Source organism: Bradyrhizobium sp. USDA 4474, assembly GCF_054057515.1.
The window spans coordinates 276,059-302,151 of the sequence record NZ_JBSRZJ010000002.1; the positions used below are offsets into that span (position 1 = coordinate 276,059).

The 26,093-nt window shown below is 64.9% G+C and carries 25 protein-coding genes and 1 pseudogene; 9 read left to right on the forward strand and 17 right to left on the reverse strand.

Annotated features, from left to right (window positions below):
- Positions 1–16: 16 nt before the first annotated feature.
- Complete coding sequence (locus ACVW16_RS02985; protein WP_456735344.1) at positions 17–640, reverse strand: DUF6151 family protein; 624 nt, start codon at positions 638–640, stop codon at positions 17–19.
- 194 nt (positions 641–834) lie between these two features.
- Here ACVW16_RS02985 and ACVW16_RS02990 point away from each other — a divergent pair, with 194 nt between their 5' ends.
- Both ACVW16_RS02990 and ACVW16_RS02995 read left to right on the forward strand, forming a co-directional pair.
- A complete protein-coding gene (locus ACVW16_RS02990) occupies positions 835–1,377 on the forward strand; it encodes an RDD family protein (protein WP_456703902.1) in 543 nt (180 codons plus the stop codon).
- 133 nt (positions 1,378–1,510) lie between these two features.
- Entirely contained in the window at positions 1,511–2,287 is a 777-nt protein-coding gene (locus ACVW16_RS02995; RefSeq protein ID WP_456735345.1) for an arginyltransferase, read from the forward strand.
- Between the two features lie 66 nt (positions 2,288–2,353).
- Here ACVW16_RS02995 and ACVW16_RS03000 read toward each other — a convergent pair whose 3' ends face one another.
- Positions 2,354–3,706 (reverse strand): Nramp family divalent metal transporter, encoded by a 1,353-nt coding sequence (locus ACVW16_RS03000; RefSeq protein ID WP_456735346.1) that lies wholly within the window; start codon positions 3,704–3,706, stop codon positions 2,354–2,356.
- Between the two features lie 169 nt (positions 3,707–3,875).
- On the opposite strand from ACVW16_RS03000, the gene ACVW16_RS03005 reads away from it, so the two are divergent.
- Positions 3,876–5,120 carry an MFS transporter gene (locus ACVW16_RS03005; RefSeq protein ID WP_456735347.1) on the forward strand — a complete coding sequence of 415 codons (1,245 nt, stop codon included), beginning with the start codon at positions 3,876–3,878 and terminating at the stop codon, positions 5,118–5,120.
- Here ACVW16_RS03005 and ACVW16_RS03010 read toward each other — a convergent pair.
- The gene (locus tag ACVW16_RS03010) at positions 5,117–6,376 is read right to left on the reverse strand and encodes an adenylate/guanylate cyclase domain-containing protein (protein WP_456703906.1); all 1,260 of its coding nucleotides are present in this window, start codon (positions 6,374–6,376) and stop codon (positions 5,117–5,119) included. The two genes, ACVW16_RS03005 and ACVW16_RS03010, sit on opposite strands and share 4 nt — an antisense overlap.
- 150 nt (positions 6,377–6,526) lie before the next feature.
- Here ACVW16_RS03010 and ACVW16_RS03015 point away from each other — a divergent pair, with 150 nt between their 5' ends.
- Both ACVW16_RS03015 and ACVW16_RS03020 read left to right on the forward strand, forming a co-directional pair.
- Positions 6,527–7,684, forward strand: coding sequence for an MFS transporter (locus ACVW16_RS03015; protein WP_456703907.1), 1,158 nt, complete (start codon positions 6,527–6,529; stop codon positions 7,682–7,684).
- Between the two features lie 31 nt (positions 7,685–7,715).
- A complete protein-coding gene (locus ACVW16_RS03020) occupies positions 7,716–7,907 on the forward strand; it encodes a hypothetical protein (protein WP_456703908.1) in 192 nt (63 codons plus the stop codon).
- 3 nt (positions 7,908–7,910) lie between these two features.
- Here ACVW16_RS03020 and ACVW16_RS03025 read toward each other — a convergent pair whose 3' ends face one another.
- Positions 7,911–8,735, reverse strand: a complete 825-nt coding sequence (locus ACVW16_RS03025) for an N-acyl homoserine lactonase family protein (RefSeq protein ID WP_456738609.1) — start codon at positions 8,733–8,735, stop codon at positions 7,911–7,913.
- Between the two features lie 246 nt (positions 8,736–8,981).
- Here ACVW16_RS03025 and ACVW16_RS03030 point away from each other — a divergent pair, with 246 nt between their 5' ends.
- Together ACVW16_RS03030 and ACVW16_RS03035 are read left to right on the forward strand one after the other, a co-directional pair.
- Positions 8,982–9,800 carry a chromate resistance protein ChrB domain-containing protein gene (locus ACVW16_RS03030; protein ID WP_456735349.1) on the forward strand — a complete coding sequence of 273 codons (819 nt, stop codon included), beginning with the start codon at positions 8,982–8,984 and terminating at the stop codon, positions 9,798–9,800.
- A gap of 136 nt (positions 9,801–9,936) precedes the next feature.
- Positions 9,937–11,151 (forward strand): YeeE/YedE family protein, encoded by a 1,215-nt coding sequence (locus tag ACVW16_RS03035; protein WP_456703911.1) that lies wholly within the window; start codon positions 9,937–9,939, stop codon positions 11,149–11,151.
- Between the two features lie 29 nt (positions 11,152–11,180).
- On the opposite strand, the gene ACVW16_RS03040 is transcribed toward ACVW16_RS03035, so the two are convergent.
- From ACVW16_RS03040 to rpoZ, 12 genes and pseudogenes are all read right to left on the reverse strand, one after another.
- Positions 11,181–12,725: a GMC family oxidoreductase gene (locus ACVW16_RS03040; RefSeq protein WP_456735350.1), complete on the reverse strand. Its 1,545-nt coding sequence runs from the start codon at positions 12,723–12,725 to the stop codon at positions 11,181–11,183.
- A 364-nt stretch (positions 12,726–13,089) separates the two neighbouring features.
- Entirely contained in the window at positions 13,090–15,348 is a 2,259-nt protein-coding gene (gene parC, locus ACVW16_RS03045) for a DNA topoisomerase IV subunit A (RefSeq protein WP_456735351.1), read from the reverse strand.
- Between the two features lie 60 nt (positions 15,349–15,408).
- Entirely contained in the window at positions 15,409–15,687 is a 279-nt protein-coding gene (locus ACVW16_RS03050) for a hypothetical protein (protein WP_456703914.1), read from the reverse strand.
- Between the two features lie 98 nt (positions 15,688–15,785).
- A complete protein-coding gene (gene recO / locus ACVW16_RS03055) occupies positions 15,786–16,538 on the reverse strand; it encodes a DNA repair protein RecO (protein WP_456735353.1) in 753 nt (250 codons plus the stop codon).
- A 33-nt stretch (positions 16,539–16,571) separates the two neighbouring features.
- A complete protein-coding gene (locus ACVW16_RS03060) occupies positions 16,572–16,952 on the reverse strand; it encodes a hypothetical protein (RefSeq protein ID WP_456703916.1) in 381 nt (126 codons plus the stop codon).
- 21 nt (positions 16,953–16,973) lie between these two features.
- The gene (gene era, locus ACVW16_RS03065) at positions 16,974–17,900 is read right to left on the reverse strand and encodes a GTPase Era (protein ID WP_456735354.1); all 927 of its coding nucleotides are present in this window, start codon (positions 17,898–17,900) and stop codon (positions 16,974–16,976) included.
- A pseudogene (gene rnc / locus ACVW16_RS03070) lies at positions 17,890–18,775 on the reverse strand (ribonuclease III). The gene era and the pseudogene rnc overlap by 11 nt, the downstream one beginning before the upstream one ends.
- Positions 18,772–19,536: a signal peptidase I gene (lepB, locus tag ACVW16_RS03075; protein ID WP_456735356.1), complete on the reverse strand. Its 765-nt coding sequence runs from the start codon at positions 19,534–19,536 to the stop codon at positions 18,772–18,774. The pseudogene rnc and the gene lepB overlap by 4 nt, the downstream one beginning before the upstream one ends.
- A gap of 248 nt (positions 19,537–19,784) precedes the next feature.
- Positions 19,785–20,204 carry a holo-ACP synthase gene (gene acpS / locus ACVW16_RS03080; RefSeq protein WP_456703920.1) on the reverse strand — a complete coding sequence of 140 codons (420 nt, stop codon included), beginning with the start codon at positions 20,202–20,204 and terminating at the stop codon, positions 19,785–19,787.
- Positions 20,201–20,953: a pyridoxine 5'-phosphate synthase gene (locus tag ACVW16_RS03085; protein WP_456703921.1), complete on the reverse strand. Its 753-nt coding sequence runs from the start codon at positions 20,951–20,953 to the stop codon at positions 20,201–20,203. The genes acpS and ACVW16_RS03085 overlap by 4 nt, the downstream gene beginning before the upstream one ends.
- Before the next feature lie 45 nt (positions 20,954–20,998).
- Positions 20,999–23,284 (reverse strand): RelA/SpoT family protein, encoded by a 2,286-nt coding sequence (locus ACVW16_RS03090; protein ID WP_092228662.1) that lies wholly within the window; start codon positions 23,282–23,284, stop codon positions 20,999–21,001.
- Positions 23,285–23,494: 210 nt separating this feature from the next.
- Complete coding sequence (gene rpoZ / locus ACVW16_RS03095) at positions 23,495–23,887, reverse strand: DNA-directed RNA polymerase subunit omega (RefSeq protein ID WP_027522935.1); 393 nt, start codon at positions 23,885–23,887, stop codon at positions 23,495–23,497.
- A 327-nt stretch (positions 23,888–24,214) separates the two neighbouring features.
- Here rpoZ and ACVW16_RS03100 point away from each other — a divergent pair, with 327 nt between their 5' ends.
- Complete coding sequence (locus ACVW16_RS03100; RefSeq protein ID WP_045008001.1) at positions 24,215–24,859, forward strand: LabA-like NYN domain-containing protein; 645 nt, start codon at positions 24,215–24,217, stop codon at positions 24,857–24,859.
- Complete coding sequence (locus ACVW16_RS03105) at positions 24,840–25,514, forward strand: uracil-DNA glycosylase (protein ID WP_456703922.1); 675 nt, start codon at positions 24,840–24,842, stop codon at positions 25,512–25,514. Before ACVW16_RS03100 ends, ACVW16_RS03105 begins: the two co-directional genes overlap by 20 nt.
- Here the strand turns inward: ACVW16_RS03105 and ACVW16_RS03110 are convergent.
- The gene (locus tag ACVW16_RS03110; protein WP_456735357.1) at positions 25,511–26,092 is read right to left on the reverse strand and encodes a peroxiredoxin; all 582 of its coding nucleotides are present in this window, start codon (positions 26,090–26,092) and stop codon (positions 25,511–25,513) included. The two genes, ACVW16_RS03105 and ACVW16_RS03110, sit on opposite strands and share 4 nt — an antisense overlap.
- Position 26,093: the final 1 nt, after the last annotated feature.

A 26,093-nucleotide genomic window follows, 5' to 3' on the forward strand; every position in this document is an offset into this window, starting at 1 on the left:
CGGCTCAATCCGCCGCTTACGCCCTCGGCTGCGGCCCACATAACGGACGTAGCGCGTCGCGCTGCTCGCGCGACAGCACGGTGATTGGATAGATTGCCTCGCGCGTCTCCCGCTTGAAGAACGGATGCGGCCATGTCTTCCCCCGCAGCTTCCATGCAAGCACCTTGGCGATAGCGCGCAGGAGGAGAGACAGATTAACTCCTGTTGAGCCCGCCGGCGGCTCGCCCACCGCGTGCTTGCCGAGAATGGCCCCGATCGGCGGCCCGGCGACATCGTCAACTGCGGGCGTGCCGCCCTCGAACGCCTGCGCAACAATGCCGACAAAGGGAACGCTCGGCGTGAGGGTGTTGCCGATCGGCGTGTTGCAGCAACTTGCATACCATCTGTAGAGGCCTTTCGGGGTTAGTCGGACCCCGGCGACCCGGTTCTGGCCCTCTGCAAACGAGAACGTCGATGGCGCGACCTGGACAATGTCGGTGCCACCTTTCGCATTCAGCAGATCGGCACGGCCGAGCTGATGTGCGAAGGCCTGGCAGTCGTCGCAGTAACAGACCACGCGGTTGACGGTCTGCGGCGACACGCCCGTGACCACGCCGCGGACCCCGCCACAGCGACAACGCAATTCGATGTCACCACGCATGAATATTCCTTTCCGGGCGCGGAATTAGGGACTTCGGCTGCGCCGAGCATGGTGCAAATCACGAACAGCGCAAGCGCACTCGGCCGCCGAATCGCCGGAATATTTTGCGGTGCTGATGCGCCAGCAGCCTTGGCGCGCGACCGGATGGCTCCCATGTGCTGCGGGTGAGACGTCCGAAAGTGGAAGGGAAGCTCATGTCTTATTCCGGTTCGCCAAACGACAGCGGCACCTGGCGTAGTGATGGCGCGGCGCACGCCTATGATCCCTATCTGCATCCGGAACTGTTCCGCGGTGTCGCGACGCGGCGGGTGTTTGCGTTCCTGATCGACATGGTCGTGATTTCCGTGCCTGTCATCCTCGGCTACCTCTTCATCGCGGTGTTCGGCGTCGTGACGCTCGGCATCGGTTGGGCCCTGTTCTGGCTGGCCTGGCCGGCCTCCGTGATCTGGGCCATCGTCTATTATGGCGCCTGCATCGGCGGTCCGTCGTCGGCGACGATCGGGATGCGGGTCATGGATCTGGAGTTGCGCACCTGGTACGGCGCGCCGGGCTACTTTGTCCTCGGCGCCACCCATGCCGTGCTGTTCTGGGTGACGGTCTCGTTCCTGTCGCCCTTCGTGGTGCTGGTCGGCCTGTTCAACGGCCGCCGGCGCCTGCTGCAGGATTTCGTGCTGGGAACGGTCGTGATCAACAATTCCGTTCGGGCCCCAGTCCCCCAGACGGCCAGGACGTATTGAGAACCGAGCGATCAATGACCTACTAACCAGGATCAGCTAAGCTGACTGGCCTGCCGACCTACCGAGCGGACCAATTGACCGGAGGCTTTCGTAGCGCGATGCTGATACTCACTTCGGAGGCCTACGACGTCCCTTGACCCAGCACTCGCGCGATACCCCTCAATTTTACCTGACGGCGCCGTCCCCCTGCCCGTATCTGCCGGGCCGGCATGAGCGCAAGGTGTTTACACACCTCGTGGGTGAGCGCGCCGGCGACCTCAACGACCTCCTGACCCATGGCGGGTTCCGCCGCAGCCAGTCGATCGCTTACCGGCCGGCTTGCGACCAGTGCCGGGCCTGCGTCTCGGTCCGGGTGGTCGCCAACGAGTTCCGCCTGTCCCGCAATTTCCGCAAGGTGATGGCCCGCAACGCCGACATCGTCGGCGAGCAGCGCAGCGCGGTGCCGACATCAGAGCAATATTCGGTATTCCGCGCCTATCTCGACGCCCGTCACCGCCACGGCGGCATGGCCGACATGACCGTGCTCGACTACGCCATGATGGTCGAGGACAGCCATGTCGAGACCCGCATCATCGAGTACCGCAAGCGCGGTCCCGACAGCGGCATCACCGGCCGTGGCGAGGAGCTGATCGCGGTCGCATTGACCGACGTGCTCAGCGACGGCCTGTCAATGGTCTATTCGTTCTTCGAGCCCAGCCAGGTCAGCCGCTCGATGGGCACCTTCATGATCCTCGACCATATCGCCCGCGCACGCAGGCAGGGCCTACCCTACGTCTATCTCGGATACTGGATCGAGGGTTCCAAGAAGATGGACTACAAGGCCCGCTTCCTGCCGCAGCAGCGCTTGGCCCCCTCAGGCTGGCTGCGCATCGACGCGCAGGGCGATGTGGCGTCCGAGCCGCAGGATTGATCATGTGAATGGGGAATGGGGAGGCGCGAATAGCGAAGCATCCACTCCCCGTTCGCCACTCGCTACTCACCCCACCAACGTATCCACCAGCAGCTTCAAATTCAAAACCACGATCACGCCCGCCACGATCCACGCGATCGCGGCGACGGACATGGGTATCGCGAACTGCCCCATCTTGCGGCGATCGGACACGAAACGCACCAGCGGGATTACCGCGAAGGGCAGCTGCATCGACAGCACGACCTGGCTGAGCACCAGCAGATCCGCGGTGCCGCGCTCGCCGTAGATCGCGGTGACGACGATCACCGGGATGATGGCAATGCCGCGCGTGACGAGACGCCGCGCCCAGGTGGGCAGCCGCAGATCGAGAAAGCCCTCCATGACGATCTGGCCGGCGAGCGTTGCGGTGACGGTCGAGTTCAGACCCGAGGCGAGCAGCGCCACCGCGAACAATGTCGAGGCAATGCCGAGGCCAAGCAGCGGCGAGAGCAGCTCGAAGGCCTGGCCGATCTCGGCAACCTCCGAGTGGCCGCTCTTGTGGAAGGTGGCGGCTGCGACAACGAGGATCGCGGCGTTGACGAACAACGCCAGCATCAGCGCGATGGTGGAATCCGTCGTCGCCCATTTGATCGCTTCGCGCCGGCCCTCGTCGTTGCGCGCGTAGGCGCGCGTCTGCACGATCGACGAATGCAGATAGAGATTATGCGGCATCACGGTCGCGCCGATGATGCCGATCGCGATGTAGAGCATCTCGGAATTGGTGAATATCTCGGTCTTCGGCGCAAAGCCGCGCAGCACCTCGGCGAACGGCGGCGCGGCGGCCACGATCTGCACCGCGAAGCAGACCGCGATCACCGCCAGCAGCGCCATGACGAACGCCTCGAGGAAACGGAAGCCGCGGTTCATCAGGACGAGCAGCAGGAATGCGTCGAGCACTGCAATCAGCGCGCCGACGATCAGGGGAATGCCGAACAGAAGTTTCAGCGCGATGGCGGTTCCGATCACCTCGGCAAGGTCGCAGGCGATGATCGCCGCTTCACAGCCCAGCCAGAGCAGGAGGTTGACCGCGGGCGAATAGGTGGCGCGGCAGGCCTGCGCGAGGTCGCGATCCGTGACGATGCCGAGCCGTGCCGCCAGGGATTGCAGCAGGATCGCCATCAAATTCGAGAGCAAGATGACCGAGAGCAGCGTGTAGCCGAACTTCGACCCGCCAGCGAGGTCGGTCGCCCAGTTGCCGGGGTCCATATAGCCGACCGAGACCAGGTAGCCCGGCCCGATGAAGGCGAGCAGCCGCCGCCACCACGCCGCCGTGGGGATGGTCACCGTGGCGTTGACCTCGGCCAGGCTCTTGGTGGCTGGCGCGTCAATGCGCCAGCCGGAGGCTGTATCCTGGGTGAGATCGGGCGATCGGGCATCCATGATGGCAACAATACCGATGTCGAGCCTTATTGCAACTCATTTGCAACTGCATCTAGCCGGATCGGTTCCCGCGGGTACCTCGTTTTGCCCCGCCCTGTCGGGAAGCGGGTGGGTTTGGCGGTCCCCGGACGCCGATACTGGCCTCATCACGACTTTGCAGGAACGAGCCATGTCAAATCCACAGCGCCTCCCCCAGACCTTCAACCGCCTCGCCTGGTCCAACCTCGCGGCGCAGTCGGCAGAGCAGATCGCGCTGGCCGCGGCGCCGATCGTCGCGGTGCTGACGCTGGGAGTGGCCGAAGGGCAAACCGGCCTGCTCCAGACCGCCCTCACCTTGCCCTTCGTGCTGTTTGCGATTCCGGCCGGCCTGCTCGCCGACCGCATCTCCCGCCGCTCGCTGATGGCGAGCGCCGAGGCGCTGCGGGCCGTGGCGCTTGGGACGATCGTGCTGCTGCTCGCGCTCGGCGCGCTCAATCTGGCGCTGCTGGCGCTGCTCGGCTTCGCCGCAGTCTGCGGCACCGTGGTCTACAGCGTCGCTGCGCCGGCGCTGGTGCCCTCGCTGGTCAGCGCGGAGCTGTTGCCGGCTGCGAATGCCCGGATCGAACTTGCGCGCACCATCGCCTTCGCCAGCGGGCCTGCGCTCGGCGGCGCAGTGGTCGGCTGGTGGGGCGCGAGCCCGGCTTTCGCTTTCGCGGCGGCGCTCTCCGCGATCGCCGTGGCCCTGCTCTCCGGCCTCTACGAGCCGGCGCGCACGCCGGTGCCGCGTCGCCATCCAATGCTGGAGATCCGCGAGGGCGCGGCCTTCGTCTTCCACCACCAGCTGCTGCGGCCGGTGTTCATCACCCAGTTCATCTTCAACACCGGCTGGTTCCTGCAGATCGCGGTGTTCGTGCCTTACGCGGTGCGCCATCTCGGCCTGACCGCCGCCGGTGTCGGCATCGTGCTGACGATGTACGGAATCGGCATGGTGATCGGCGCACTGTTCGCCACGCGCGTCATGAAGCGCATCGCGTTCGGCACCGTGATCGGCCTCGGCCCGGTGACCGGTTTCGTCGCGGCTGTCGTGATGGCACTGACTGTGCTGGTGCCCTCGCCGTGGCTCGCTGGCCTCAGCTTCTTCCTGCTCGGCGTCGGGCCGATCCTGTGGGTGATCTCGACCACAACCCTGCGGCAGTCCGTGACGCCGCCGCGTCTGCTCGGCCGCGTCTCCGCCATCAACATCATGAGCTACGGCGCCCGCCCGCTCGGCTCGGCGCTGGGCGCGATCGTCGGCGGCCTCTGGAGCGCGGAAGCGTGCCTCTATCTCGCCGCCGCCGTGTTCGGCTTGCAGGCCCTGGTGATCTGGCTGTCACCGGCGGTGGCGCTGGACCGGCAGCCGGCCATGGTCGAGGATGGCGCTGCGGCCCGGGCCTAATTCGCCAGATACCGCTCGTAGCTCCCGGCCACCGGCTCGCTCACGTCGACATCAGGGTCGAGCGTGTAGAGATCCTGCGCGCGGCCGATGCCGCGCAGCGCGTAGCGACCGGTGGAAACGAGGTAGCGGCGTCCGGCGGCATCCAGTCCCTTGTAGAACTCGGCTGACGCCAGCAACTCGCGATCGACCGAACGGCTCATCGAAGCGATGCGGCTGACCTCATTCACGGTCGGTCCGACCACGGTGAAATCGAGCCGGTCCTCGCTGCCGATATTGCCGTAGAAGACCTCGCCGACATGCAGGCCGATATAGGCCGACGTGGTCGGGCGGCCCTCCGCTGTGCGGCGTGCATTCAGCGTCGCGACGTTCCGGCGGAACAGGTGCTCGGCCCGCAGCGCAGCCCGGCGCGCATCGGCCATATCCTCGCCCCAGAACATCGCAAGCACGCCGTCGCCGATCAGCTTCAGCACATCGCCGCCGGCCTCGTGGATCGCATCGATCACGGCCTGCGCGTAGTCGTTGAGGAACGGGATGATCTCGTCCGGCCCGATGCTCTCGCTGATCCCGGTCGAGCCACGCAAATCCGAATACCAGAGCACGGCATTGATGCGCTCCGTGACGCCGCGCGAGATACGCCCGCGCAGGACCTGCTCGGAGGCATCGCGTCCGAGATAGACCCGCCCGAGCGTCCTGACAATGTCGACCTGCTGCGCCGACTTGATCGCCAGTCCCAGCACCGGCACGAGATCGCGCAGCGCGGCGAGCTCGGCTTCGGTGAAGCCATCCTCGCGCCGCGTCGTCCAATAGGAGTAGAGGCAATCCATCTGCCCGAGCGCTCCGGTCTCGCCGAAGCGGTGCACGAAAGCCAGGAAATGACGATGCCCGGTTTGTGCGAGGTCGCCGATCTGCGAGAAATCGAGCGAGGGCGCGTCGGCGAGGTCGAGCACCATCTCGTCGTGGCCATGCTCGAGCAGATGATAGAACACCGAGCGGCGCCAATTCGTGGCCGCATCGCCCTCCGCCGTCGAGCCGTATTCGACGACGTCGCTTTCGTTTGTCGGCGTATCGCTCCAGCGGAAGGCGCGGCCCTCGTAGATCGGGTGCAGCGTATCGATGACAACGAGCCCGCGCGAGAGTTCCAGCCCTTCGGCCCGGCAGCGCTCGCAGAATCCGCGCAGCAGTTCAGGTTCGGGAAGGCCGGTGAGCCCCTGGCCGGCCAGCCAGTTCATCAACGCGAGGCGGGAAGTGAGTTGCATACGCCATTATGGCGTGCATTCGTGACGAGCGAAAGGCCACGCGCGCTCCGTGCATAAAACCAAGGCTCATATGTCGCGGACGCTGTTGACGCGCTCTCGCCGCGGGCTGCAAATGCAAATGATGACACAGATCGCCGGAAATTCGGGCACATGAGCCAGCGCCAGCTTCCGATTATCCTCGCGCTCGGCACGACGCAGACGCTGGCCTGGGCCTCCAGCTATTATTTGCCGGCCCTGCTCGCTGATCCCATGGCGCACGACCTCGGCGTCTCCTCGAACTGGATCTTCGGGGCGTTCTCGGCCTCGCTCGTGATCTCTGCGATGCTGGGGCCGCGCATCGGCCGGCAGATCGATCTCGTCGGCGGCCGTCAGGTGTTGTCGGCCTCCAACCTCACCATTGCCGCCGGCCTCGTGCTGCTCGGCTTCTCGCAATCGGTTCCGGTGATGGCGTTCGCCTGGCTCGTGCTCGGGATGGGCATGGCGATGGGACTCTACGATGCCGCCTTCGCGGCACTCGGCCGCATCTACGGCACCGACGCCCGCGGACCCATCACCGGCATCACGTTGATGGCCGGCTTTGCCTCGACCGTCGGCTGGCCCCTCACCGCCTGGGGGCTTGCTCATTTCGGCTGGCGCGACACGTGTTTCGCCTGGGCCGCCGCCAATATCCTGATCGGTCTGCCCCTCAATTTCGTCATGCTGCCGGCGATCAAAGGTGCCAAGCAGGCTGCGGCCACAGCCGAGCAGCCGCACATCCCGCTCGACCGCACCATGGTGCTGCTCGCCTTCGTATTCGCTGCGGTCTGGACCGTGACCGGAGCCATGGCCGTGCATTTCCCGCGCATTCTCGAAGCCACGGGCGCGAGCCATGTCGAGGCGATCGCGGCCGGCGCGTTGATCGGCCCGGCGCAGGTGATCGCACGCATCCTCGAAGCCAGCGTTCTCAGCCGCTTCCATCCGCTGTGGTCGACGCGGCTTGCCTGCCTCACCCACCCGATCGGCGCCGCTGTCGTCGCCATCTTCGGCGCCCCCGCCGCGAGTGCCTTTGCGCTGCTGCACGGCTCGGGCAATGGCATCCTGACCATTGCCCGCGGAACGCTGCCGCTCGCGATCTTTGGCCCGAAGGATTTCGGCTATCGTCTCGGCATCATCGGAGCGCCGGCGCGGATGGCACAGGCCGTGGCTCCGCTGGCCTTCGGCGTGCTGATCGACGCGATGGGCGCCAGGGTGCTGCTGGTCTCGTCAGCGCTGAGCCTGTCGGCGCTGGCCGCGCTGTTCCTGATCCGCGTCAAGCCGCGGCCGGATTGACGGGCTTGCGGCTTTCGCGCACAAGCGCGTCATGATCGACGACAACCGCCCGCCCCGCACGTTCAAAGGATTGCTGCGTTGGGCCATGACGCCGCCGCAGGCCTGGGGCGTCTATCTCCTCGCAGTGCTGCTGGTGTGGCTGCTCTCGTTCTATGCCGGCACGCTGAAGCCGAAGACGACGCCTGGCGCGAGCCCGCCGGGAGTCGGCGCGCCGAAGAGCTAAGCCTCAGTCGTAAAACTCCGGTGACATTTTCTGAGTATCGCGCTGCGCCTTGTCGTGGTTGATCCAGAGCTGCGCCTCTTCCTTCGAAACGGTGTCGGCGATCTTCTGCATCGAGGCGATCGACTGCTCCTTGTTGACGTTGTTCACGGGCACGCGGCGATTGTCGTAATTGTCCCTGAAGTGGGCCGCATCGCCCGACAGCACCACCACGCCGGTCTTCGGCAGCCGCACCATCAGCGACTGGTGTCCCGGCGTGTGGCCGGGCGTCGAGAGGATGGTGATGCTGCCGTCGCCGAACACGTCCTTGTCGCCGGTGAGCAGCTCGACCGGATGCGACGGCTTGAACCGCGGCTCGTTGTTGGCACCGGGCCAGTCATATTCGGCCTTCTGCACGTAGAGCATCGCCTGCGGAAACATCTCGACATTGCCGATGTGATCGGGATGCGTGTGCGAGACACCCATCGCCTTGATGTCGGCAGGCTTCACGCCGATCTGCTCGAGCTGCGCGGCGAGAGTCTTGGGCCGCTTCCAGGTCACGGCTTTGGGATCGGCCGGCACAAGCCCATTGGGCATTGCGGCCACGGCGTCGGGAATGCCGGTGTCCCACAGGAACCAGCCTTGGCTATGCCTGAAGAGGTAGCAGGTATCGACGAAGTCCATGGACTTGCCTTCGTTCACCCCGGGCGACCAGCGCCCGATATCGCCGGCGACGCCCTCTCCACAATTCATGATGTAAAGTCGTTCGACACCGGGCTTCTGCGCGGATGCAGACCCGGCGGACAGCGCGAATGCCGCGATGGCGAGACCGAGCGTGATCTTGCGTATCATCCTTAGTCCCTCCTGGCGGCGCCTTCTGCGGTGACCGAGGATCAACCCCGATCCCGCCGAAGAATTCCACTTTCAGGCACTATGGGCCGCGGCCGCAGATCTCTCTCACCTGCGATGCCGACGTATCAGGCGATTGACAGGCCGGTCTCGTTTCGCTGTAATCGGCGCCATGGGGATTTGAGCGATCTCCCCACGAGGCGACATGCCCAAGTATCGCGTCCCGTTACGTCTATGCGAGGACGCATCATGCCTACGTTCACAACCATATCATCCGACAAACTGGCGCGCCTGATCGGCACAGCCAATGCTCCTGCCCTGATCGACGTCCGAACAGCGGAGGATTTTGCCGCCGACCGGCGGCTCATCCCGGGCTCCATCAAGCTCAGCCACGAGACCGTGGCGGAATGGGGCGGCGACTTCGCCGGTCGCCGCGCCGTCATCGCGTGCTTCCGTGGCGAGAAACTCGCGCAGGGCACCGCGGCCTGGCTCCGCCAGCTCGGCGCCGAGGCCGAAACACTGGAAGGCGGCTTCGAAGCCTGGAAGGCGGCCAAGCTGCCCCTGGTCGACGCGAGCAAGCTGCCGCCGCGGGATGCCAAGGGGCGCACGGTTTGGGTGACGCGGGCGCGGCCGAAGGTCGACCGCATCGCGTGCCCCTGGCTGATCCGCCGCTTCGTCGATCCCGCTGCGGTGTTCCTGTTTGTCGCGCCCTCCGAGGTGGTCGCCGTCGGCGAGCGTTTCCGCGCCGCTCCCTTCGATATCGAGAACGTGTTCTGGAGCCACCGCGGCGAGCTCTGCACCTTCGACGTCATGATCGAGGAGTTCGGCATCGCCACGCCGGCGCTGCTCCGGCTCGCAACGCTGGTCCGCGGCGCCGACACCGCGCGGCCTGATCTCGCCCCGGAGGCGGCCGGCCTGCTCGCGTCTTCGCTTGGGCTGTCGCGGATGTACGATGACGACCTCGAACAGCTCGAGGCCGGCATGCTGCTCTACGATGCCTTCTACCGCTGGTGCCGCGATGCCACGGGCGAGACCCACAACTGGCCGACCAACAAGGCAAAGGCGTGATGGATATCCGCAGCGCCCCAGCAGGAGCCGGGTTCCCAATGGCTTCTTGCTCGTCGAACGGCGCGACGATTGGAACGGCGCTTGTTTGCCCCGGTTGCCCTGACGACACCGGGACCGGCTTCTGCGGGATGAGAGCATGACTGATCTGTCCATCGATGCGCGACTGCTTGCGCCTGACAATGATCGGCACAGCGCCAATTTCACGATCGTTGCCATCGCAGCGGTGATTCTCGTGGCCGGAGCCGCGGCCTTGTCGGCCGCGGTGTCCTGGCGGCAGGGATTGTTGCTCCTGCTTGGTGGCGCCCTGGGGCTGACGCTCTATCATGCGCTGTTTGGATTCACCTCGGCCTGGCGTGTGTTCATCGTCGCGCGCAGAGGCGCCGGGCTGCGCGCGCAAATGGTCATGCTGGCGCTGGCGACGACGCTGTTTTTTCCGGTATTGGCGCAAGGCAGGCTGTTCGGCCAAGCCGTTCACGGCGAACTCGGCGCCGTCGGAATTGGTATGTTGACCGGAGCCTTCCTGTTCGGACTTGGCATGCAGCTCGGCGGCGGCTGCGCCTCGGGAACGCTATACACCGCCGGCGGCGGCAATACCCGGATGCTGGTGACGCTCGCGGCCTTCATCGCGGGATCGACACTCGGCGCATTGCATCTGCCGTGGTGGAGCGCACTGCCGAATATCGGGGCAGTTTCGTTGATTGAACGGCTCGGATGGGTTCCGGCACTCCTGCTCTGCTGGCTGGTGATGGCCGCCATTTACGTCGCGACGATCAGGGCCGAAATCCGGCGGCACGGCGAACTCGAGCCCGGAGCGCGGACCAAGCTGCGCGGCGCGCGACGGTTCATGCAGGGGCCTTGGCCGCTTCTCGCGGGCGCGATCCTGCTCGCGATCGGCAATTTCGCCACGCTCTACCTGGCAGGGCGGCCGTGGGGCATCACCTCCGCTTTCGCGCTCTGGGGATCGAAAATCCTGATGGCCCTGGGCGTCGACGTCGCATCATGGTCCTATTGGCAGGGTGCCCGCGCGGCCTCGCTCCATCAAAGCATTTTCGCTGACATCACCTCGGTCATGGATTTCGGCATCATCCTGGGAGCCTTGCTGGCAGCGGGTCTCGCCGGCAAGTTCAATCCGACCTTGCGCATTTCCGCACAATCGCTGGTCGCTGCCGTTATCGGCGGCCTGCTGCTCGGCTATGGCGCGCGCCTCGCCTATGGCTGCAACATCGGCGCCTATTTCAGCGGGATCGCTTCGGGCAGTCTGCACGGCTGGTGCTGGCTCGTCGCGGCCTTCGTCGGCAACATTCTGGGAACATACCTTCGACCGCTGTTCGGCCTGGCCGTCGAAAAATAGATTTCATCATCGCTGCGTCGGAGCGAGTTCTATCGCATCATCATCCGCGCAATCGCTTCCCCGATCACCACGGTCGTGAAGTGGGTGTTGGCGCGGCAATCGGAGGGCATGATCGAAGCGTCGGCGACGCGCAGGCCCGAGATGCCCTTCACCGTGCCGTCAGGATTGACCACGCCGTCGGGATCGTTGAGGCCGCTCATGCGGCAGCTGCCGGCGGCATGCTGGATATCGCCCGTTTCGCGCCGAAGCAGCGCATCGAGCTCGTGATCCGGCAGGTCAGCTGCCTGCGGCAATGTGAGGTTGGTGTCGGCAAGTCTGATCCAGTCCGCGATGCCCGCAAGGGCCGGCTGCGAGGCAATCACCGCGAGCCGCTTCACCGCATCCATCATCCGCAGCATGTCGCGGGGATCGGCGAGCATGTTCTCCTCGACGATGGGATCTATCGACGGATCGGTCGAAGCCAGCGTGAGCGTGCCACGCGAATAGGCGTTGAACAGGCCGGCGCCGATCGCCCCGGGCATGCCGATGCCGCGATGATTGAACGCGATCAGGATCATGTCGCGCTTGCCGCCATTGGCGAGGCCGGAAGAATAGGTCACGCAGCAATTGGTGTGGCGCGTGTCGGGATCGGTCGGCCGCAGATTTTCGTGGAGCTGGATCGTGGCGCGAAACAGCGGGTGGTCGAAGAAATGGCGGCCGACCGGCAAATCGCGCTCGACCGCAATCCCCATCGCCTGCAGCTCATCCGCAGGCCCAATGCCCGAGCGCAGCAGAATCGCCGGACTGTGGATCGCGCCGGCGCAGAGTACGATCTGGCGTGCGCTGATCTCGTGGGTGCCCTGCCCCTCGCTGTGAACGCGGACGCCGGTCGCCCTTCCCTCGCTGATCAGCACGCGGTCGACCAGCGTCCGGCCCCGGATCTCCAGATTGGCGCGGCCGCGCGCGGGCTCGAGGTAGCCCTCGTTCGTGGTGATGCGGCGGCTGTCGCGGCTGTTGATGGGATAGCAGGCGACGCCCTCACCGTCGGGTCCATTGAGGTCGGCGCACCAGGCATAGCCGCTCGCGAGTGCCGCATCCCGCAGGGCGCGATCGATCGGGCCCCATTTTTCCGGCGGCGCGCGATAGACCGGCAAAGGTCCGCCGCGTCCGTGACCTGCGACGTCGCCGAATTCCAGATCATCCTCGATCACCGAGAACAGCGGCATCACATCCCGAGCCGACCAGCCGGTGCAGCCATGGGCCGCCCATTCGTCGAAGGCATCGGCGACGCCGCGGATCGCGATCTGGCCGTTCATCATCGATGAGCCGCCAAGTCCCTTGCCGCGCCAGTAGAAGCGTGGCTCCTGCCCTGCGACGCGGCGCGTCAAGAGATCAGGCCACTGCCATTTCTCCTGGTACTCGCGCTGATGGATGATCGGGATCGGGTTCGGCGTCCTGACTTCCCAGGGCGCTTCATCGGCGCGCCAGTCGAGCCCGGCTTCAAGCAGCAGGATGCGCCGTGCAGGATCCTCGGACAGCCGTGCCGCAACCGCGGCACCGGCAGAGCCGCCGCCGACAACAATGACCTCGTACATCGCGTGAGTTCTCAACAATCCGGAACACCGGCAGGGCGGACGGTATCAGACCGCGCGGAGCCGTGGAACGTGAATCGGCGAGCGGCGCCGCCGCAGCTCGTCATTGGCGAGTTAGCACCGGCCGAAGGCCGACCCGCAGCGAAGCAATCCAGACTGTGGGCGCGGAAAGATTCTGGATTGCTTCGCTGCCTCGCAATGACCATGTGGCGACAGATGTGCAGCACACTCTCACTGCCATCGCCCGGCTCGACCGGGCGATCCAGCGTTTCAGAGACGGCATGATCGAATGGAGAAGCCGCGGCGTACTGGATGCCCCCGTCGAGCCGAGGCATGACAGCTGTGTTATGGCAGCGGCACAGAACGACTACCCGATCACCTTGCCGAACTTGTTCGACTTCGGGAAGCCCTTTGGCGGCAGCCGGCCGGCGTCGGCACGGGTGCCCTGCCACTCTGCAAGCTCCTTCATGGTCGCGGAGAATTCGCGCCCCGCCGAGTCCTTCCAGGTCAGGCCTGCCTTGGCGTCGAAGACAGCGATGTCGGACAGTCCGCCGTCCTTGTACTTCTGCAGGCGAACGCCGCGGCCACGCGCCATCTCCGGCACCTGGTCGAGCGGGAAGATCAGCATTTTGCGGTTCTCGCCGATGACCGCGACGGTGTCGCCGATCACCTCGGTGACGGCGCGCGCCTCGTTCGGCATGTCGACGTTCAGAACCTGCTTGCCCTTCTTGGTGGTGCCGACGCAGTCGTCCTCGTTGACGACGAAGCCCTGGCCCTCATGGCTCGCAACAAGGAATTTGCGGCCGCCCTTGTTGACGAACAGCGCAACGGGAGCCGCCTCCTGCTCGAGGTCGATGAACAGGCGGATCGGCTCGCCGTGGCCGCGGCCACCGGGCAGCCTGGCGACATCGAGCGAGTAGAACTTGCCGTTGGTCGCGAACAGCAGCAGCTTCGAGGTGGTCTCCGCGAAGAACGCGATGCCGAGCTTGTCGTCCTGCTTGAAGGCGAGGCCCGAGAGGTCCTCGACATGGCCCTTCATGGTGCGGATCCAGCCCTTGTCGGAGACGACGACCGTCACCGGCTCGCGTTCGACGAGGGCTTCCTCCATGGCGGCGAGGTCGTGCTCGGGCGCATCGGCAAAGGTGGTGCGGCGCTTGCCGAGCGGCGTCTTCGGTCCGAACATGTCGCGGACCTTGCCGACCTGCTCGCCGACCTTCTTCCACTGCTCGGCTTCGGACGCGAGCAGGCCTTCGATGCCTTTCAGCTCCTTGCGGAGATCCCTGTCCTCGTTGCGGATCTCCATTTCCTCGAGCCTGCGCAGATTGCGCAAGCGCATGTTGAGGATGGCTTCCGCCTGGATCTCGGTCAGCTTGAACGCCTTGATAAGGGCCGGCTTCGGCTCGTCCTCGGTGCGGATGATCTTGATCACCTTGTCGAGGTTCAGATAGGCGACCAGATGGCCGCCAAGGACCTCGAGGCGATGCTCGATCTGGCCTTTGCGGAAGTTGGAGCGGCGCAGGAGCACGTCGCGCAAATGGTCGAGCCATTCGCGCAGGCATTCCGCCAGCCCGACGACCTTGGGGATGCGGCCCTTGATCAGCACGTTGAGGTTAAGCGGAATCTTGTTCTCGAGCTCGGTCAGCCGGAACAGCGATTCCATCATCAGCGCTGGATCGACGTTCTTCGACTTCGGCTCGATCACGATGCGGACGTCTTCGGCCGACTCGTCCCTGATGTCGCCGACCAATGGCAGCTTCTTCTGGTCGAGCAGCTCAGCGATCTTCTCGATCAGCCGCGACTTCTGCACCAAGAAAGGAATCTCGGTGACCACGACCACCCAGGTGCCACGGGCACCCTCCTCCTGCTGCCACCTCGCGCGAACGCGGAACGAGCCGCGGCCGGTCGTGTAGGCCTCAGCAATGGCCTGCTTGGAATCGACGCAGATGCCGCCGGTGGGGAAGTCCGGGCCCTTGACCCATTTCATCAGCGCCTTGGACTTGGCGTCGGGTTTCTCGATCAGATGCAGCGCGGCGTCGCAGAGTTCGGCGGCGTTGTGCGGCGGAATCGAGGTGGCCATGCCGACCGCGATGCCTTGCGCGCCGTTGGCGAGCAGGTTCGGGAAGCCGCCGGGCAGCACGACCGGCTCTTTCGACTGGCCGTCGTAATTGGCGCGAAACTCGACGCCGTCCTCGTCGATGCCCTCGAGCAGAAGCCGCGCGACGTCGGTCATGCGCGCTTCGGTGTAGCGGTAGGCGGCGGGATTATCGCCGTCGATATTGCCGAAATTGCCCTGGCCGTCGACCAGCGGATAGCGCGAGGAAAAATCCTGTGCGAGGCGCACCATGGCGTCGTAGATCGCCTGGTCGCCATGCGGATGGAACGAGCCCATCACGTCGCCGACGATCTTGGCGGATTTTTTGAAAGCCGTGCCTGGGTCAAGCCTGAGCAGGCGCATGCCATAGAGGATGCGCCGGTGGACCGGCTTGAGGCCGTCGCGCGCGTCGGGCAGTGCGCGGTGCATGATGGTGGAGAGCGCATAAGCGAGATAGCGCTCTTCCAGCGCGTCACGCAGCGGCACCTCGTGAATTTCGGCCGGTTCTTCCGGCGGAACGATTCGTTTTCCCATGCCGCCCGGTTAAACCGTGGAAGCGAATCGGGCAAGGATCGATTGGTTCCCTGTGAGCTTCTACTGCCCGGCCCAACCGGCGGTCACGGTCGGCTGGACCTTGGCTTGCGCCGTCACCGGCGTGTTGGTCAGGCAATGGCGGGCCGCCTCGATTTCGGCCTCCGTGGCGCCCTTGGACCTCGCCCATGCCTCTGCCGCAGCAGCCGAATATTTCGCCACATAGTACCGGACAACGGCGCAGGATGCCCGGCGAAACACGCCGGATTGCGGCTCCCCGGCCATTGCATCAGGCGCAAAAGCAAGCAGCGCCGCTGTCAGCGCGAAACCCCTGATCAACATTTGGGCTGTCCCCGTTGTGGAACCAGCCCGGCAAACGCAGTCAGGGCCATTTCGTTCCGTTGGGAACCCGACATTTTTGAGCGGTGCAGCAGAAGAGCTCATGGCGCGGGAAACGCTGCCTTGGCCTGCTGCCGCGTCAAGGCGTTAATGAACCCGGCGCGCGCATCGGAATGGGCCTGCCCGCGCGGCTCCAGCACATGGCGTAGCAGAAACAGGCCGGTCAGGCGAAACCCATCCTGGAGATCCTCGTCGGTGAGCTCGTTGTGCACCTCGCCGTGGCGCAGGAACGGCGGCAGCCGCAGCAGCCGGTCGCGCCACGGCTCGCCCGCGCCGCGCGACACCGCGCCGCCGGATTTTGGCGAGACATAGATCAAATCGGTGGTCTCCCCGGTGACCGCGCAATTCTCCAGTGCGAGCCCGAAGCCGAGCTCGGAGAGCATGGCCAGCTCGAAATGGATCAGGTGAACGGCCGCGCTGCCGATATCGTCGAAATCGTCGAGCGAATGCTCCAGCAGCGCAAAGATGTCCTGGTGCGGATCGCGCTCGGGAAGCAGCCGCGCAATCGAAGCCAGATGGGTGATGCCATAAACGCCGTGGGACGATCCCAGCAGCGTCGCTGCGCGCAGCTTCAATCCCTCGATCGCGTAGGTGCCGAGATGCTCGTCGAGCCGCGCCCGCCACACTGCGCTGACGCTATTGCCCGGCTGCAGCAGGGGCCGCAGCCGCGAGCTGGCACCGCCGCGCACCAGACCGAGATGCCGGCCATGCTGGCGCGTCAAGAGCTCGACAATGGCGCTGCTCTCGCCATGCCGCCGCACGCCCAGCACGATGCCTTCGTCGGTCCATTCCATGGGGCGGATTGTAGCGGATTCCGCCCTGCGACGTCACGCGTTGAACCAGCCCTGTGCATCGCCGGTGAAGGAGAAATACAGCCCGAACGTCGTCAGCACACAGGAGACGACCTCGATGGCGCTGTCGAGCTCGAGGCCCCGCTCGCCCAGGATCTGCGCGAGCGAGATCACGGACAGCACAAGTGCTGCCGCCAGCACCCAGCGCGGCCAATTCTTGCGCCAATGCGCAGCCAGCCAGACGAAATAGACCAGCAGCAGGATCATCCCGCCGGCGAGCAGCGTCGCCGTCATGATCATCTGCTCGGTCATCTCGACGCTGGGCGTGCGGTCCTGCACCGCCACCGAGAGCGCATCCAGCATCAGCGAGGCATAGAGCAGCGCTTCGAAACGCTGGACGTTGCGGGGCACCATCATCGGCGACTGATCTTTTCTTGGCTATTCCCTGGGAAATTCCAGGCCCATCTCGCGGTAGCGATCGGGATCGTCGCCCCAGTTCTCTCGCACCTTCACGAACAGGAACAGATGCACCGGCACGTCCAGGATCTGCATCAGCTCCTTCCGCGAGTCCGCACCGATCGACTTGATGGTGGCGCCGCCCTTGCCGAGCACGATCTTGCGCTGACTTTCCCGCTCCACGAAAATCGTCTGCTCGATGCGCACCGACTTGTCCTTGCGCTCCTCCCACTTGTCGGTCTCGACCGTGGACTGGTAGGGCAATTCCTGGTGCAGCTTCTGATAGATCTTTTCGCGCGTGATTTCGGCCGCCAGCTGCCGCATCGGCGCATCCGACATCTGGTCCTCGGGATAGAGGTATGGCCCCGCCGGCACCATCTCGGCGAGCGTCGTGCGGATATCGTCGACACCGTCGCCCGAAATCGCGGCGATCATGAAGGTTCGCGCGAACTTCATACGCTCGTTGGCGGCCTGTGCCAGCGCCAGCAGCTTCTCGCGCTGGACCAGATCGACCTTGTTGATGACCAGGATCTTGTCGTGATCGACGCTCGCGGCCTTGGTCAGGATCGCCTCGGCCTCTTCGTCAATCCCGGTCTTGGCGTCCAGCAACACGCAGACGAGATCGGCGTCATGCGCCCCGCTCCAGGCGGTCGAGACCATTGCGCGGTCGAGCCGGCGCTTGGGCAGGAAGATGCCGGGGGTGTCGACCAGAATGATCTGGGCGTTGTTCTCGATCACGATGCCGCGGATCAGCGCGCGCGTGGTCTGCACCTTGCGCGAGACGATCGTGACCTTGGCCCCGACCAACGCATTGACCAGCGTGGACTTGCCGACATTCGGCGCGCCGATCAGCGCGACAAATCCGCAGCGTGTGGCAGGGGGCACCTCGCCGCTTGTTTCAGCCGTCATTGCCGCCGCCAACACCTTCACGTTCAATCATCACGGATGCCGCCACCTTCTCCCGCCGCCCGCTTGCTGCCGCCAATCCCTTCGGCCGGCGCGAGCCCCGGCAGTTCCACCGCGACACGGAATTGCGGATCGTGATGCGGGCCGGTGCGCTCGACCTCGCGATAGACGGGCGTCGGCAATCCCTTCCCCTGCGCCCATTCCTGGAGCACGGTCTTGGGATCGCGTAAGGGCCGCCGCGGCTTGTGCATGCGCTCGGTCCAGTTGCGCTTGACGAACTCGTCCGCCGCAGCATGACCGCCGTCGAGGAAGATCGCACCGATCACGGCTTCGCAGATGTCGCCCAGAATGGATCTGCGCAGGCGGGCATCAGCGCTGGAGCCGACCGAGCCGAGCTTGATGTCGTCGAGCAGACCAAGCGACTTGGCGACGTCGGCGCAGCTTTCCTTGCGCACGAGCTCGGCAAGCCGCTTGGACAACTCGCCCTCATCGGCGTTCGGGAAGGCATGGTAGAGCATGTCGGAGACGACGAGCCCGAGCACGTGGTCGCCGAGGAATTCCAGCCGCTGATAGCTGTCGCCGCGCTTGCGACCCGACTTCAGCGCCGAGACGTGCGTGATCGCCTGCATCAGCAGGTTCGGGTCAGCGAAGCTGTGGCCGATGCGCGCCTCGAGTGCCGCGTTGGCGTCGGCCGCCGCTTTCGCCTTGCTGCTGCGTGTCCGCTTTTTCTTCGCAGGAGCCTTCGTTTCTGCAGCTTTGACTCCGGGAGCCCTGGTTTCGGAAGCCCTGCTCGCAAGCGTCTTGGTTGCAGCTTCGCCCTCGGGAGCGGCTTGCGCGTCGATCGATGGGGTCGCGATGTCCTTGGCTTCGTCTTTCATCGGACGATTTTGAAGAACCGGTTCCAGCGCACCGACCATGGCCAGCGCCAGAACATCCAGGCCTGCTCGCCCTCGCCGATGGAGAAGAAGATCATCTGCGCGCGGCCGATCAGGTTTTCCGCCGGCACGTAGCCGACCTGACCGAGGAAGCGGCTGTCGGTGGAATTGTCGCGGTTGTCGCCCATCATGAAGAAATGGCCTGATGGCACGGTGTAGACGTTGGTGTTGTCCATGTAGCCGTTGTCGGCGCAGTCGAGCGTCTCGTAGGAGACGCCGTTCGGCAGTGTTTCCTTCCAGCGCTTCACGCGCGAGATGCCGCCGCCTTCGGAGCCGCACGGATCCTCGCCGACGAATTCGCTCATGCGCTGGCGTTCGACCGGGGTGTCGTTGATGTAGAGCAGACCGTCCTTCATCTGGATGCGGTCGCCGGGAAGGCCGATCACGCGCTTGATGTAGTCCGTGGTGTCGTCCTTCGGCAGGCGGAACACGACGATGTCACCGCGCTTCGGATCCGAGCCCCAGATTCGTCCCGAGAACAGCGGCGGCGAGAACGGGATCGAGTAGTGGCTGTAGCCGTAGGAATATTTCGACACGAACAGATAGTCGCCGACCAGCAGCGTCGCCTTCATCGACCCGGACGGGATGTTGAACGGCTGGAACAGGAAGGTGCGGATCACCAGCGCGATCAGGAGCGCATGGATCACGACCCGGATCGTTTCGCCGACGCCGCTCTCAGTTTTCGTTCCTGACGTCACGCTCATTGCTCTCTCGATTCCGGCCGGCGATCACAGAACGCCCCCCTCCCGCGAACGCCCACCGGTTCGCGGCCCAGGGAGATTGTCCTGATTCTGATAATGAGGGCCAATTCTGGCGTAAAGCCGAATTCGCCCAGCGTGATTTGCATTGGCGGACTTTTAGACGGTTGTCGCGGGCCACGCAATCAAGGATCGCATCAAAAACAAATAACACATTGAAATTCAACACGAATTATAAATCGACCGACAACCCCTCAGGACTTGGCCAGCGGGACGGCGGAAATGATCACGAAGGCCTGTGCCAACGGCCAATCATCGGTGATCGACAGATCGATCTGAGCCTCGAAGCCATCAGGCGTCAGGGCCTGGAGCCTGGCCAGCGCCCCCCCGGTCAGCCGCATGGAAGGTCGTCCCCCCGGCAGATTGACCACCCCCATGTCGCGCCACCAGACGCCCTGCCGGATGCCGGTGCCGAGCGCCTTGGAGCAGGCCTCCTTGGCGGCAAAGCGCTTGGCATAGGTCGCCACCACCATCTTCTCGTTCTTGGCCCGCCGCTCCGCCTTGGCCCGCTCGGCCGCCGTGAAGATGCGGTCGAGGAAACGCTCGCCATGACGCTCGATCACCTTGGCCACCCGCGTGATATCGATGAGGTCGGAGCCGATGCCGATGATCATGCCCGGCTCCGGCCGCGATCCATCGCTGCGCGCATTTTGCGCACCGTCTCGGCAAGCCCGACGAACAGGGCTTCGCCGATCATGTAGTAGCCGATGTTGAGCTCCTTGATCTCGGGCAGCGAGGCGATCTTCTCCGCCGTCGCGTAGTCGAGCCCGTGACCGGCGTGGACCTCCAATCCCGCATCCTTCGCGGCCTTCGCGCCCGCCACGATCCGCTGCCACTCGGCTTCGGCCTTGTCGGCACGGCCGTCGACCACGGCGTCACACCAGGCGCCGGTATGGATCTCGATGACGGGCGCGCGCAACTGCGCCGCCATCGCGATCTGCGCGGGGTCCGCCGCGATGAACAGCGAGACGCGGATGCCGGCATCGGTGAGCCGCGCGATATAGGGCGCGAGCGCATTGTGCTGACCGACCACGTCGAGCCCGCCCTCGGTCGTCACCTCCTGGCGCCGTTCAGGCACCAGGCACACCGCATGCGGTTTGGTCGCGAGCGAGATGCGCATCATGTCATCCGTCGCCGCCATCTCGAAATTCAGCGGCTTGGAAATCTCGGCCTTCAGCCGCGCCATGTCCTCGTCACGAATGTGCCGGCGGTCCTCGCGCAAATGCGCGGTGATGCCGTCGGCGCCGGCCTCGATCGCAAGCAGCGCAGCACGGACAGGATCGGGGTGGCCGCCGCCGCGTGCATTACGGACGGTCGCGACATGGTCGATATTGACGCCGAGGCGGAGCGGGGATGCAGGCATTTCAGGACTCACGAGATCGGAGAAACAGGCAAACGCAACGGGCGCCTATCCATTAACACGTTCGACCTTGGCGACGACCGCTTTTGCGCGAAGCTGCGCCAGGATCGCGCTCAGATGCTTGAGATCGTAGACTTCGAGATCAATCGTCGTCTCCGTGAAGTCGGGTGAGCGGCGCTGCATGCTGATGTTGTCGATGTTGCCGTCATGCTCGGCGATCACGGTCGCGATCTGCGCCAGCGCGCCGGGCTCGTTGACGTTCTCGACCTTGATGCGCGCCGGGAAACGCTGCGGCGCGGAGTCCTCGATATCCCAGCGGACGTCGAGCCAACGCTCCGGCTCCTCCTCGAAATCCTTCAAGGCCGGCGACTGGATCGGATAGATCGTAATCCCCTCACCCGGCGTGACGATGCCGACGATGCGGTCGCCTGGCACGGCGCCGCCGTTCGGCGCGAACTTCACCGGCAGATCGGAGTTGTTGCCGCCGATCGGGATCGCAACCGGGCTACGCGACCGCTCGAGCACCTTCTCCTTGAGCTTGGCGGCGAACCCCTTCTTGATGCCATAACGCGCGACGCGCTCCTCCTTGTAGTCGGGATACATCGCGCGCGCGACGTGGGAGGCCTTGATCTCGCCGCGGCCGACGGCCGCCATGACGTCCTCGATCGATGTGCGCGCAAGCCGCGGAAGCGCGCCCTTGAGCTTGTCGTCGGCGTATTCGATCTTGGCGCGCTCGAACAGGCGCTCGACGATACGTCGGCCAAGGCCGGCATATTGATCGCGCACCGCGGTGCGCGTTGCGCGCCGGATTGCGGCGCGCGCCTTGCCGGTGACCGCCAGCGTTTCCCAGGCCGAGGGCGGCGCCGACTGCGCTTCCGAGGTCAGCACCTCGACCTCGTCTCCATTCTGAAGCTCCGAGGACAGCGGGGCGAACTGGCCGTTGATCTTGCAGCCCACCGCGCTGTTGCCGACGTCGGTATGCACGGCATAGGCGAAGTCGATCACATTGGCATGGCGCGGCAGCGCGATGAGCTTGCCCTTCGGGGTGAAGCAGAACACCTGGTCGTGGAACAGCTCGAGCTTGGTGTGCTCGAGGAATTCCTCGGGGTTGGCGCTCTCCGAGAGAATGCCGATAGTGTGGCGCAGCCAGGCGAATGCGTTCGATTCGCGCTTGAGGAATTCGGTCGGGGAGCCCACACCTTCCTTGTAGAAGACGTGCGCTGCGATGCCGCGTTCGGCGATCTGGTCCATCGCCTCGGTGCGGATCTGGAGCTCGACGCGCTGGTTGCCGGGACCGATCACCGTGGTGTGGATCGATCGATAATCGTTCTGCTTCGGCGTCGAAATATAATCCTTGAAGCGTCCGGGCACGACCGGCCAGGTGGTGTGGACGATGCCGAGCGCGCGATAGCAGGCCTCGATGTCGTTGACGACGACGCGGAAGCCGAAAATGTCGGACAATTGCTCGAAGCCCACCGACTTGCGCTCCATCTTGGTCCAGATGGAGAACGGCTTCTTGCGGCGGCCATAGACCCGTGCGCCGAGACCCCGGTGGCGCAGATTGTTGGAGAGCTGGTCCTCGATCTCGCCGATCAGGTTGCGGTTGCGCTCGGCGAGCGCATCGAGCCGCTGCATCACCACCGAATAGGCGTCCGGATCAAGGGTGCGGAAGGACAAATCCTCCAGTTCCTCGCGCATTTCCTGCATGCCCATGCGACCGGCCAGCGGCGCATAGATGTCGAGCGTCTCCTCGGCGATGCGCCGCCGCGATTCGGTGGGCACGAAATCGAGCGTGCGCATGTTGTGCAGGCGGTCGGCGAGCTTGACCAGGAGCACGCGGACGTCGTCGGCAATCGCCAGCAGCAATTTGCGCAGGTTCTCGGCCTGCTTGGCTTCGCGCGACACCAGCTCTAACCGTTTCAACTTGGTCAGGCCTTCCACCAGCGCGCCGATCTCGGGACCAAAGAGCTGGTCGATCTCGGCACGCGTCGCCTCGGTGTCCTCGATGGTGTCGTGCAGCAGCGCGGCGACGATCGTCGCATCGTCGAGCTTCAGGTCGGTGAGAATCGCCGCCACTTCCAGCGGGTGCGAGAAATACGGATCGCCGGAGGCGCGGGTCTGCGAACCGTGCGCCTTCATGGCGTAGACATAGGCGCGGTTCAGCAGGTCTTCGTTGGTGTTCGGATTGTAGGACCGGACGCGCTCGACGAGGTCGTACTGACGCATCATCCGCGCGCGCGGCTTCGCTGGCCGTGCCACCGGCGCAGTCGGGGCCACGGCAACCGATTCGGTCGCGGCCTGCATCTGCGTGGATCTGCGGCGTCGATACACCATGCCGTCCTACCTTCAAACGGACCACGAAACAGCCCGTTGCATACATCCTAAGCTGCGATCGCAGGCACGGCCGATCAATTCGGTGACAGGCGCGCGGCGCGAACCGGCAACGTTATGGTAACCACGAAAACGTCAACAAAAGCAAAGGCCCGAACGCGGGTTCGGGCCTTTGATAAGATCACAAGAAGTCGACGATCGCGAGTAAGACGATTACTCGTCCTCCTCGGGCTGCTCTTCCGGCGGCGCGAGGCCCTCGAGGCCCTTCAGGAGCTCCTCTTCGGTCATGCGCTCCACGGCAACTTCGGTATCGTCCGCATCGACGCTGGCGCCGGCGGAGCCGATCAGCGGAACCGTATCCGGCTCGGGCTCGTCGACCTCGACGAACTTCTGGAGGGAGTGCACCAGTTCCTCCCGGAGATCCTCCGGCGAGATGGTCTGGTCGGCAATTTCACGCAACGATACAACAGGGTTCTTGTCGTTATCGCGGTCAACCGTTAGCTGTGAACCGGACGAAATCATGCGGGCGCGGTGGGCGGCCAGCAGGACCAGGTCAAAGCGGTTGTCGACCTTGTCGATACAATCTTCTACGGTGACGCGAGCCATAGACTGTCGCTCCGTTGTGGGTGGGACGAAATATGTGGATGATTGGCGCTAGTTATAGGGGCCGGGCAGGTTTCGCAAGGCCAAATTGTGATTTGGCCTCGCCAAACGGCTCTGCTACCCCCACATTAGGGCTAGGACTGGTGGCTTCCCGGGCCGCTGTCGAGGGCGGCGCCGGTGTACAAGAGTCCGCCATAACTATACCTTGATTGCCCTGACTTCTCCGGATTTGCGGCTTCGACGGGTTTCGGCAGGGCTTTGAACTGCGCGGCTTGCTGCCGCTGCGCCAACAATAACGACATGATCACGAACACTACGCGAGCAAACTGAATGTCACCTTCCTCTACCGACAAGATCGCGCTCTTCATCGACGGGGCCAATCTTTACGCGACAGCGAAGACTCTCGGCTTCGACATCGATTACAAGCGCCTTCTGAAGGAATTTCAGAGCCGCGGAACGCTGCTGCGGGCGTTCTACTACACAGCCATCATCGAGGATCAGGAATATTCCTCGATCCGTCCCCTGATCGACTGGCTCGACTACAACGGCTACACCGTCGTCACCAAGGCGACCAAGGAGTTCATCGACGCGTCCGGCCGCCGCAAGGTCAAGGGCAACATGGACATCGAGCTCGCCGTCGACGCGATGGAGCTCGCCGAGCACATTGACCAGATGGTGCTGTTCTCGGGCGACGGTGACTTCCGCTCCCTGGTCGAGGCCGTGCAGCGCCGCGGCGTGCGGGTCACGGTGATCTCCACCATCGCCAGCCAGCCGCCCATGATCGCCGACGAGCTGCGCCGCCAGGCCGACGTCTTTACCGACCTCGTGGAGTTGCAGTCCAAGCTTGGCCGCGATCCGTCCGAGCGTCCCGCCCCGCGCGACCGCGGCGAGCGCGAGGCGCGCCATCACGCCCCCCAGTTCCTCCAGCGCGCGACCACGATGGCGCCGAGGGGCGATGACGACTTCGAGGAGTGAGGCGGCCCGGTCAAGCCTCCAGGCCCCTAGCCTCGTCCCCGACCGTGATTGTCCGCTCTGCCCGCGCCTGGTCGCCTTTCGCGAGGCGAACCGCGCGCGCGAGCCGTTGTGGCACAATGCCCCGGTCCCACCTTTCGGCGACATCAGGGCGCGCCTGCTGATCGTCGGCCTCGCGCCGGGGATGCAGGGCGCCAACCGCACGGGCCGGCCGTTCACTGGCGATTATGCCGGCGACCTGCTCTACGCCACGCTGCTCGAATACGGCTTCGCCAAGGGCACTTATCAGGCCCGGCCCGACGACGGCCTCAAACTGGTCGACTGCCGGATCGCCAATGCCGTGCATTGCGTTCCGCCGCAGAACAAGCCGCTGCCGGTGGAGATCAACACCTGCCGGCAGTTTCTCGTCGCCAATCTCGACACGATGCCGAAGCTGCGCGCGATCATCGCGCTCGGGCGGATTGCGCACGACAGCGTGCTCAAGCCGCTGAAGCTGAAGGCCTCGCAGGCGCCCTTCGGCCACGGCGCGGTGCACCAGGCGGGCCCGTTCAAGCTCTACGACAGCTATCACTGCTCCCGCTACAACACCAACACGGGCGTGCTGACGCCGGACATGTTCCGCAGCGTGTTCGCTAGGGTGAAGGCCGACCTCGACTAGGCTTTGGCGGGATTGGCTTTCAGCCAATCCAGCACGTCGCCGGCGTTCCGGTCGGGCGGGAACACCGGATAGAACACGTGAGTGATCTTTGCGTCGTCCACGATCAGGGCGAGGCGCTTGATCAGTGTCAGGCCCGCAACCTCCATGGTCGGCAGATTGAGCGCGCGCGTGAAGGCCAGCTTCTCGTCCGAGAGCACCGGGAACGGCAGATGCAGCCGCGACGCCATCTCGGTCTGGTATTCGTTGCTCTGGGTCGAGAGACCAAACACCTGCGACGCACCGGCGGCCTTCAGCTCGGCGAACAGGTCGCGAAACGCGCAGGTCTGCGGCGTGCAACCGCGCGCACCCGGGATCATGTCCCAATCGTCGACCAGAGAGATCTTGCCGGGCTCGCCGGTGCGGGGATAAGCGAACACCACGGTACGACCCGGGAGCACCGACAGATCGACCGAGGTGTCATCGGTTGCGAGCAGGCTGATCGCGGGCACCATCAACCCCTTCAGATGCGCCGCACCGCCATCGTCGGTGGGGGCTGGAATCTGGCTCCAGTCCACCTCGAGCAGGTTCTTCTGGTTCATC

Coding starts and splice junctions, on each gene's coding strand:
- ACVW16_RS02985 (WP_456735344.1), bottom strand. CDS start 640: ATGCGTGGTGACATCGAATTGCGTTGTCGCTGTGGCGGGGTCCGCGGC.
- ACVW16_RS02990 (WP_456703902.1), top strand. CDS start 835: ATGTCTTATTCCGGTTCGCCAAACGACAGCGGCACCTGGCGTAGTGAT.
- ACVW16_RS03000 (WP_456735346.1), bottom strand. CDS start 3,706: ATGGATGCCCGATCGCCCGATCTCACCCAGGATACAGCCTCCGGCTGG.
- ACVW16_RS03005 (WP_456735347.1), top strand. CDS start 3,876: ATGTCAAATCCACAGCGCCTCCCCCAGACCTTCAACCGCCTCGCCTGG.
- ACVW16_RS03010 (WP_456703906.1), bottom strand. CDS start 6,376: ATGCAACTCACTTCCCGCCTCGCGTTGATGAACTGGCTGGCCGGCCAG.
- ACVW16_RS03015 (WP_456703907.1), top strand. CDS start 6,527: ATGAGCCAGCGCCAGCTTCCGATTATCCTCGCGCTCGGCACGACGCAG.
- ACVW16_RS03020 (WP_456703908.1), top strand. CDS start 7,716: ATGATCGACGACAACCGCCCGCCCCGCACGTTCAAAGGATTGCTGCGT.
- ACVW16_RS03025 (WP_456738609.1), bottom strand. CDS start 8,735: ATGATACGCAAGATCACGCTCGGTCTCGCCATCGCGGCATTCGCGCTG.
- ACVW16_RS03030 (WP_456735349.1), top strand. CDS start 8,982: ATGCCTACGTTCACAACCATATCATCCGACAAACTGGCGCGCCTGATC.
- ACVW16_RS03035 (WP_456703911.1), top strand. CDS start 9,937: ATGACTGATCTGTCCATCGATGCGCGACTGCTTGCGCCTGACAATGAT.
- ACVW16_RS03040 (WP_456735350.1), bottom strand. CDS start 12,725: ATGTACGAGGTCATTGTTGTCGGCGGCGGCTCTGCCGGTGCCGCGGTT.
- parC (WP_456735351.1), bottom strand. CDS start 15,348: ATGGGAAAACGAATCGTTCCGCCGGAAGAACCGGCCGAAATTCACGAG.
- ACVW16_RS03050 (WP_456703914.1), bottom strand. CDS start 15,687: ATGTTGATCAGGGGTTTCGCGCTGACAGCGGCGCTGCTTGCTTTTGCG.
- recO (WP_456735353.1), bottom strand. CDS start 16,538: ATGGAATGGACCGACGAAGGCATCGTGCTGGGCGTGCGGCGGCATGGC.
- ACVW16_RS03060 (WP_456703916.1), bottom strand. CDS start 16,952: ATGATGGTGCCCCGCAACGTCCAGCGTTTCGAAGCGCTGCTCTATGCC.
- era (WP_456735354.1), bottom strand. CDS start 17,900: ATGACGGCTGAAACAAGCGGCGAGGTGCCCCCTGCCACACGCTGCGGA.
- lepB (WP_456735356.1), bottom strand. CDS start 19,536: ATGAGCGTGACGTCAGGAACGAAAACTGAGAGCGGCGTCGGCGAAACG.
- acpS (WP_456703920.1), bottom strand. CDS start 20,204: ATGATCATCGGCATCGGCTCCGACCTCATCGATATCACGCGGGTGGCC.
- ACVW16_RS03085 (WP_456703921.1), bottom strand. CDS start 20,953: ATGCCTGCATCCCCGCTCCGCCTCGGCGTCAATATCGACCATGTCGCG.
- ACVW16_RS03090 (WP_092228662.1), bottom strand. CDS start 23,284: ATGGTGTATCGACGCCGCAGATCCACGCAGATGCAGGCCGCGACCGAA.
- rpoZ (WP_027522935.1), bottom strand. CDS start 23,887: ATGGCTCGCGTCACCGTAGAAGATTGTATCGACAAGGTCGACAACCGC.
- ACVW16_RS03100 (WP_045008001.1), top strand. CDS start 24,215: ATGTCACCTTCCTCTACCGACAAGATCGCGCTCTTCATCGACGGGGCC.
- ACVW16_RS03105 (WP_456703922.1), top strand. CDS start 24,840: ATGACGACTTCGAGGAGTGAGGCGGCCCGGTCAAGCCTCCAGGCCCCT.
- ACVW16_RS03110 (WP_456735357.1), bottom strand. CDS start 26,092: ATGAACCAGAAGAACCTGCTCGAGGTGGACTGGAGCCAGATTCCAGCC.